This is a genomic window from Streptomyces sp. NPDC006393 (assembly GCF_040628575.1).
Classification (GTDB): domain Bacteria; phylum Actinomycetota; class Actinomycetes; order Streptomycetales; family Streptomycetaceae; genus Streptomyces.
Window position 1 is genome coordinate 1 of record NZ_JBEXZD010000188.1, and the last position, 8,007, is coordinate 8,007.

The window sequence follows — 8,007 nt, forward strand, 5'->3', positions numbered from 1 at the left end:
GACGGCCGACTCGGAGCGGCCGGTGGCCCGCTGGAGCTCGTGCAGGCCCGCGCGGCCGTCGCGTTCGAGGGCGGCGACCAGCGGTTCGTCCTCGGGGTCGATGCGGGCCGGGGCGGAGCCGGGCCGTTCTCCGGGACCCAGCGCGTCGATCTCGGCGGCGGTGAGCGCCCGGAACTTGCGCACCCAGCCGTCCGGGCCGCCGAAGAAGCGGTGGAGCAGTTGGTGGGCGCGGATCTCCACCACGCTCGGGGTGCGCGGCAGCTTGCCGAGCAGCAGGTCGTCGCGGTCGCCGAGGCTGCGCGGCCAGGTGCCGCAGATCACCTCGGTGCCGCCGGAGGCAAGGGCGATCCAGTGGGTGTCCGGACGCTTGGCGAGCGCTTCGGCGATGGTCAGGGCGGTGTCCGGGACGCAGCGCAGCCGCAGCATCCACTGGTCCTGGCCGAGCCGCTCCGCGTCGCGGACGGCGACCACCCGCAGCCCGCCCTCGGCGCACAGCCTGCGGAAGCGGCGGGCGACGGTCTGGTCGGAGACACCGAGCACCGCGCCGATCCGGCTGAAGGAGGCCCGCCCGTCGACCTCCAGCGCGGAGAGGATCCGCAGGTCCAGTTCGTCGAAGGTGTCGGACGCCATCACCGGCACCTGGACGTGGGATTCCGTCACCGTATGCCTCCCCCATGTCGGATCATGGCGGGCAACGGCTGCTCTGCGCCGCGATCCGCCGCACCGCGCCCATCGTAGGGACCGCCCGCATGCGACGGCGACGCACAGCGGTGACGAAATCCGGTGTGCGCACGCTGTCCGAGGAGAAGGCCGTGCGGCGGTCCGCGGGTGTGGGACGGACGGGTTCGGCCGGGCCCGGTGGCTGTCAGAGGGTCGTACAGATTCGGTGGAGATTACGCCACCGAAACTTACTGAACCGTAAGGATTCTGTCCGACCCTTCCCCTTGTGAGCGCATTTTCCGGCGCTGACCTGTGCGGATATGAGCACTGCTCGCTTTTGACCCCCCTCCCGCCCCGCCGCCCCGTGGGGTAGCTTTCACGGCGCTGTGCGGAGCGTCACAGGTGTACCGGAAGGGCCGGAGCGCCCGCCGGCGCACCGGAGACTGAGGAGCGGGAGCGGGGTTTGCGCGAGTTCACCAGCCCTCCGTCGACGTCGGCGCCGCCGGTGGGCGGCCTGGCCGACGTCGTGTTCCAGCATGCTCAGGACGACCCGCGGCACATCGCGCTCGGCCGCAAGGACGAGAGCGGGGCGTGGCGGGACGTGACCGCCGCCGAGTTCCGCGACGAGGTCCTCGCCCTCGCCAAGGGCCTGCTCGCCCAGGGCGTCCGCTTCGGCGACCGGGTCGCGATCATGTCCCGCACCCGCTACGAGTGGACACTGTTCGACTTCGCCCTGTGGACGATCGGCGCCCAGGTCGTGCCGATCTACCCCACCTCCTCCGCCGAGCAGTGCTTCTGGATGCTGTACGACGCGGAGGTGTCGGCGGCGGTCGTGGAGCACGAGGACCATGCGATGACGATCGCCACGGTCATCGACCGGCTCCCGCAGATGCGCCGGCTGTGGCAGCTGGACGCGGGCGCCGTGCAGGAGCTGTACGACGCGGGCGCGCCCATCGACGACGAGGTGGTGCACCGGCACCGGGAGGCGGTCACCCCCGAGTCGATCGCCACCGTCATCTACACCTCCGGCACCACCGGCCGCCCCAAGGGCTGTGTCCTCACCCACGGCAACTTCATGTACGAGGCGGACACGGTCGTACGGCGCTGGGAGCCGGTCTTCCACTCGAAGAAGGGCGACGAGGCCTCGACGCTGCTGTTCCTGCCGCTGGCGCACGTCTTCGGGCGGATGGTGGAGGTGGCCACGATCCGCGGCAAGGTCCGCCTGGGCCACCAGCCGCAGATGAACGCCGCGGCCCTGCTGCCCGACCTTCAGGCGTTCAGACCGACGTTCATCCTCGCGGTGCCGTACATCTTCGAGAAGGTGTTCAACGCGGCCCGCCGCAAGGCCGAGAAGGAGGGCCGGGACGGTCCCTTCGAGAAGGCCGTCGACATCGCGGTGAAGTACGCCGACGCGGTCGAGGCCAAGGCCTGGGGCATCGGCCCCGGCCCGTCCGCGGGGCTGCGCATGCAGCACCAGCTCTTCGACAAGCTCGTGTACTCCAAGGTGCGCGCGGCGATGGGCGGCCGGATCCGCAACGCGATGTCCGGCGGATCGGGGATGGACCGCCGGCTCGGCCTGTTCTTCGCCGGCGCGGGCGTGCAGATCTACGAGGGCTACGGCCTGACGGAGTCCACGGCGGCGGCCACCGCCAACCCGCCCGAGCGCACCCGGTACGGCACCGTCGGACAGCCCATCCCGGGCGTGACCGTGCACATCGCCGACGACGGTGAGGTGTGGCTGAACGGCGGCAACGTCTTCCAGGGCTACCTCAACAACCAGAAGGCCACCGACGAGACCCTGCACGACGGCTGGCTGGCCACCGGCGACCTCGGTTCCCTCGACGAGGACGGCTACCTGACCATCACCGGCCGCAAGAAGGAGATCCTGGTGACCTCCGGCGGCAAGAGCGTGGCACCGGGCGTGCTGGAGGAACGGGTGCGCGACCATCCGCTGGTCTCCCAGTGCATCGTCGTCGGCAACGACCGCCCCTACGTCGCCGCCCTGGTCACCCTCGACCACGAGGCGGTCGAGCACTGGCTCCAGATGCGCGGCAAGCCGCAGATGTCCCCGGCCCGACTGGTGCACGACCACGACCTGGAGACCGAGGTGCGGCGCGCGGTGGTCGCCGCCAACACCCTGGTCTCCCAGGCCGAGTCCATCCGCACCTTCCGCATCCTCGCCCAGCCCTTCACCGAGGAGCACGGGCTGCTGACCCCGTCGCTGAAGCTGAAGCGCAAGGCCATCGAGAACGCGTACGCGAACGAGGTGGAGGCGCTGTACCAGGGTTGAGGGCCGGGTTGAGGCGATCGGCCGGTCAGGAATGCGTCATGGCTCGTGATCGTTGACGATGTGAGGCAAGACCTGACGACAACCGAAGGATCACAAGCTCGTGAGCAGCAAGGTCCCCCCGATCATCCTCAACAACGGCGTCGAGATGCCCCAGCTGGGCTTCGGCGTCTGGCAGGTGCCGGACGACGAGGCGGAGCGAGCGGTCGCCACCGCCCTGGAGTCCGGGTACCGCAGCATCGACACAGCGGCGATCTACGGCAACGAGGAGGGCACCGGCAGGGGCATCGCCGCCTCCGGCATCCCCCGTGAGGAGCTCTTCGTCACCACCAAGCTCTGGAACAGCGACCAGGGCTACGACGCCACGCTGCGCGCCTTCGACGCGTCGCTGGCCAAGCTCGGCCTGGACTACCTGGACCTGTACCTGATCCACTGGCCGCTGCCGTCCAGGGGCCGCTACACCGACAGCTACAAGGCGTTCGAGAAGCTGCTCGCCGACGGCCGCGTCCGGGCGATCGGTGTCTCGAACTTCCTTCCGGAGCACCTGGAGCACCTGATCGCCGAGACCTCGGTGATCCCGGCGGTCAACCAGATCGAGCTGCACCCGCACCTGCAGCAGCACGCCTCCCGCGCCTTCCACGCGGAGCAGGGCATCGCGACCGAGGCGTGGTCGCCGCTCGGTCAGGGCAAGGGCCTGCTGGAGGTGCCGGCGATCGTGGCGATCGCCCAGAAGCACAACCGCACCCCGGCCCAGGTCGTGCTGCGCTGGCACGTCCAGCTCGGCAACATCGTGATCCCGAAGTCGGTGACGCCCGCCCGCATCCGGGAGAACATCGACGTCTTCGACTTCAGCCTGGACGAGGAGGACCTCGCGGCGATCAGCGCCCTGAACGAGGACCGCCGGCTGGGCCCGGACCCGGCGACGTTCGACATGGGCTGACGGACGGTACGGCGGCGCGCCCCTGACCGCTCACCGCGAGGGCGACCGCGGGCGCGCCGCCTCCGCCGGGAGTCCCCACGCCCATCTTCTTGACGCGAGCATGACCAAAAGCCACTGTGGAGAAATTGGTAAGGAAACTTTCCTGATAGAAGGGAACCCCCCACCGTGCACATAGGCATACGCATACGCGTACTCACCCTCGCCGCGGCCGGCGGTGCCGCCCTGCTCGCCGCCGGAGTCCTCCCCGCGAACGCCGCCTCCGGCCCGACCCCGCCGAAGTCCGCCCAGGAGGGCTCGGTCGGCGCGGCCGACCTGCTCGCCAAGGTGACGTCCTGTCAGCAGATCTCCAGCGGCACGTACAAGACCGACGACGGGACCTCGGCCACCGTGCCCGTGTGCGGCAAGAACGGCGCGGTGTTCTGGAAGGCCGACATGGACATCGACTGCGACGGCCAGCGCACCACCGACTGCAACGAGACCCGCGACCCCTGGTTCCAGAACGACACGGCCTTCCACCAGTCCGACGGCCTGCCCCTCAAGGCCGAGTCACTGCCGTTCGTCGTGGTCCCCGGCACCAGCACCATCTGGAACTACACGAGCGCCGGCATCAAGGGCGGCGGCGTGGTCGCGGTCGTCTACGGCAACAAGGTCGAGTACGCCGTCGTCGGCGACACCGGCCCCTCGAAGATCATCGGCGAGGCCTCCTACGCCACCGCCAAGGCCCTCGGCATCGACCCCGACCCGGCGACGGGCGGCGCGGACTCCGGCGTGACGTACATCCTGTTCAAGAACTCCCAGGTCTCCCCCATCGAGAACCACGGCGCGGCGGTCACCCTGGGCGAACAGCTGGCGAAGCAGTTCCTCCGGAGCAACTGAGCCCGAAGGGCGGGCGGGCCCGGTGCCGCCACGCTCGCGGTACCGGGCCCGTCCACGCCGCAGAGCCGTCAGTTGGGCTGGCCGATCGGCCGCACGACGACGGTGTTGACGTCCACGCCCTCCGGCTGCCGGATCGCCCACACCACCGAGTCGGCGATCTGGTCGGCGGTCAGCAGGCCGCCCGCCGGCAGGCTGCCCAGGCCGTCCCAGAACGGGGTCTCCACCCGGCCGGGGGCGATCAGGGTGACGCCCACGCCCCACTGGGTGACCTGGCGCCGGGTGTTCTCGGCGAGCCCGGTGACCGCCCACTTCGTCGCCCCGTAGATGTTGCCGGGCGTGTTCACGAAGCCGGCCACGCTGCCCACCAGCACGATCCGCCCGCGGCTCTCCTTCAGGGCGTCGATGGAGGCACGCACGAGCAGGGCCGGCCCCAGGACGTTGGTGAGCACCATCTCCGTCCAGCCGGCCGGCTCGCCCTCGGCGACCGTGTCATGCGTGGCGAACCCGGCGTTGGCGACGACCGTGTCCAGCCGCCCGAACTCCTTGAGCGTGCGCTCGACCGCCGAGCGCACCTCGTCGTACTCGGCGGCGCTGCCGGCGATCGTCAGCAGACCGTCCGGATCGCCGAGCTCACGGGCGAAGCCGCGCAGCCGCTCCTCGCCCCGCCCGGTGACGGCCACCCGGTGCCCGGCGTCCAGCAGCCGCCGGGCGATCGCCGCGCCGATGCCGCTGCCGCCGCCGGTGATGAGCGCGACCGGAGAGTCGGTCATGGTGTATCCCCCAGGTTGTCGGAAAACATCGAAGACAACGGGAGTTCACCACTTCAAGTGCGCTCCAGGTCAAGCGGCGGCCGCGAGCCGTGCGGACGGACCTGCCCGGGATGTCCGGGTCAGCCGGTGCGGACCGCCGTGTGCACGGTGTGTGCCTTCAGGACGAAGACGTCCTTCCTGCGGTGCACGCTCGCCTCGTCCTCGGGGTCGAGGAGCCGGTCCAGGGTGGCGCGGTCCTCCGCGGTCAGGTCGTCGGCCAGCCCCTCGCGCAGCCGGGCGAGGGAGGCGGCGACGTAGGCGCGGGCCGGCTCGGGGACCGGGGCGGGCAGGTCCAGCAGGAAGCTGCGGGTGCCGGCGGGCTTCAGGCCGGCGGCGGCCAGCAGCGCCGGCCAGTCCTCGGTCTCGGCGACCGAGCCCGGGAGATCCTCGCGCATCCGGGTGAACCAGTCGGCCTCGACCGCGTCCAGACGGGCCTGGAGGCCGGGACGGCCGATGCCGATGTCCCGGGGCAGGAAGCGGGCGGGCAGCCCGCCCTCCAGCAGGGCGAGGGTGCCGCCGGGGGCGAGGTGCTCGGCGAACGCGGTCAGGGCGGCGCGCTGGTCGCCCAGGTGGTGCAGGCTGTTGCTGGCCCACAGCAGGTCGGCCGAGTAGGCGAGTTCGGCCAGGGCGTCCGGGAGTTCGCCGGTGACGGTGGTGAAGCGGTCGGCGAAGCCGAGTCGGTCGGCGCGGGCGCGGGCACGCTCGAGCAGCGGCCCGGAGCCGTCCACCGCGGCGACCCGGGCGCCGGGGAAGGCCTCGGCGAACAGGCAGGACACCACTCCCGGCCCGCTGCCGGCGTCGACGATCAGGCCGGGCGCGGTCACCTGAGTGCCCAGCCAGGCCATGACCTGCTCGTACAGGGGCGTGAACAGTTCCGCCTGGGACTCCAGCAGCGGCGCCATCACGGCCCAGTCGATGTCGGTGTGACCGTGGTGGTGTCCCTGGTGTCCCTGGTGTCCCCCGTGTCCCTGAGAGCCGTGGTGGTGCGTGCCCGGGTCGTGCGTGCCGGCGTGGTCCGTGTGGTCGTGCGCCATGGTCGTCAGCCTCTCCTCTCGGTGCGGCCAGCCTGCGCCGACGTGCCGGGGCCGGGCCAGTTCCGTTGCCGGGACGGCAAAAACCAGGTGCGGATCTCCCGGGGGCCGCTCCACGATGGGCCCATGGACGACACGATGGTGGAACGCTTTCTCGAGGACGGCTTCGTGAAGATCGAGGGCGCCTTCCCACCGCGTGTCGCCCAGGACTGCGCGCGGCTGCTATGGCAGGAGACGGGCTACGACCCGCAGGACCCCGGCACCTGGAAGGATCCCGTGGTCTGGGTGGGCGGCATGGCGCAGGGACCGTTCGCGGCCGCCGCCAACAGTCCGGCACTGCACGAGGCGTTCGATCTGCTCGTGGGCGAGGGCCGCTGGGAGCCGCGGTACTCGCTGGGCTCCTTCCCGCTGCGCTTCCCGCACAGCGAGGAGCCGGACGACGCCGGCTGGCACATCGAGGGCAGCTATCTCCCCGAGGGCGCCCAGTGGTACTACACCAATCTGCGCTCCCGGGACCGCGCGCTGCTGATGCTGTTCCTGTTCTCGGAGGTGACCGAGGAGGACGCCCCGACCCGTATCCGGGTCGGCTCGCACCTGGATGTGCCCCCGCTGCTCGAACCGTACGGCGAAGCGGGCGTGTCCGGGCTCAGGATCGCCCCCAAGCTGGTCGAGGCCTCGGCACACCGCCCGCTCGCCCTCGCCACCGGCCTGCCCGGTGACGTCTATCTGTGTCACCCCTTCCTGGTGCACGCCGCCCAGCCGCATCACGGCACGCGGCCCCGCTTCATGGCACAGCCGCCGCTGTACCCGGCGGTGCCGCTCGACCTGGACCGGCCGGACGGAAACCACTCGGCCGTGGAGTTCTCGATCCGCCGGGGCCTGGCCCGAAAGAGGTGACCGGGGAGGAGAGGAACAGGTCCGACCCCGGGCCGGCCCCGGCGGATCACCTACGCGCCGAAGCTCACGACAGCGGCGGGTAGGCGTTCTGCATCAGCTGCTGGAACTGGGCGGAGAACCAGTGCCCGGCCAGCGGCGAGTTCGGCAGCGCACCCGTGGGGTTGTTGCCGTTGCGGGCGTTGCCCCCGTAGGTCGGGTCGCACATCTGGTCGAAGCCCTTGCCCTCGTCGTTGGAGATGGCAGAGCTGGCTCCGTCCGACTCGCCCGGCGGCTTGACCCACACGTAGGCGTCGATCCCGGCCGCCGGAGCGGTCTTCGGCCGTTCGCCGAGGCCGGCACCGCTCTGGTTGCACCAGTTGCCGGCGTGGATGCGCCGGTCGATGCGGCCGCCGTTGACGTAGTCGTCCACCGAGGTCAGCGGGCCGGGGCCGGTCGGCCGGGCGGAGCCGCCCCAGCCGTTGCGGGAGGTGTCGATCAGCATGCCGAGTCCGGAGTTGAAGCCGGCCG

At 71.3% G+C, this 8,007-nt stretch carries 8 protein-coding genes; 4 read left to right on the forward strand and 4 right to left on the reverse strand.

Translation table 11 applies throughout. From position 1 onward, the window contains the following. Positions 1 to 630: Lrp/AsnC family transcriptional regulator (locus ABZ484_RS37920; protein ID WP_358870508.1), on the reverse strand; the 630-nt coding region annotated here is incomplete at its 3' end. 493 nt (positions 631 to 1,123) lie between these two features. On the opposite strand from ABZ484_RS37920, the gene ABZ484_RS37925 reads away from it, so the two are divergent. From ABZ484_RS37925 to ABZ484_RS37935, 3 genes are all read left to right on the forward strand, one after another. Then, on the forward strand, positions 1,124 to 2,950 hold the full coding sequence (locus tag ABZ484_RS37925) for an AMP-binding protein (protein WP_358870502.1): 1,827 nt from the start codon (positions 1,124 to 1,126) through the stop codon (positions 2,948 to 2,950). A gap of 100 nt (positions 2,951 to 3,050) precedes the next feature. Next, entirely contained in the window at positions 3,051 to 3,887 is an 837-nt protein-coding gene (locus ABZ484_RS37930; protein WP_358870503.1) for an aldo/keto reductase, read from the forward strand. A gap of 177 nt (positions 3,888 to 4,064) precedes the next feature. Continuing rightward, positions 4,065 to 4,763, forward strand: a complete 699-nt coding sequence (locus ABZ484_RS37935) for a glycoside hydrolase family 75 protein (RefSeq protein WP_358870509.1) — start codon at positions 4,065 to 4,067, stop codon at positions 4,761 to 4,763. Between the two features lie 68 nt (positions 4,764 to 4,831). Here ABZ484_RS37935 and ABZ484_RS37940 read toward each other — a convergent pair whose 3' ends face one another. Both ABZ484_RS37940 and ABZ484_RS37945 read right to left on the reverse strand, forming a co-directional pair. Next, the gene (locus ABZ484_RS37940; RefSeq protein ID WP_358870504.1) at positions 4,832 to 5,533 is read right to left on the reverse strand and encodes an SDR family NAD(P)-dependent oxidoreductase; all 702 of its coding nucleotides are present in this window, start codon (positions 5,531 to 5,533) and stop codon (positions 4,832 to 4,834) included. A gap of 119 nt (positions 5,534 to 5,652) precedes the next feature. Next, entirely contained in the window at positions 5,653 to 6,606 is a 954-nt protein-coding gene (locus ABZ484_RS37945) for a methyltransferase (protein ID WP_358870505.1), read from the reverse strand. Positions 6,607 to 6,729: 123 nt separating this feature from the next. Here ABZ484_RS37945 and ABZ484_RS37950 point away from each other — a divergent pair, with 123 nt between their 5' ends. Next, positions 6,730 to 7,500: a phytanoyl-CoA dioxygenase family protein gene (locus ABZ484_RS37950; protein ID WP_358870506.1), complete on the forward strand. Its 771-nt coding sequence runs from the start codon at positions 6,730 to 6,732 to the stop codon at positions 7,498 to 7,500. Between the two features lie 64 nt (positions 7,501 to 7,564). Here ABZ484_RS37950 and ABZ484_RS37955 read toward each other — a convergent pair. Beyond that, the coding region (locus ABZ484_RS37955) for a glycoside hydrolase family 6 protein (protein WP_358870507.1) at positions 7,565 to 8,007 on the reverse strand (443 nt) is incomplete at its 5' end.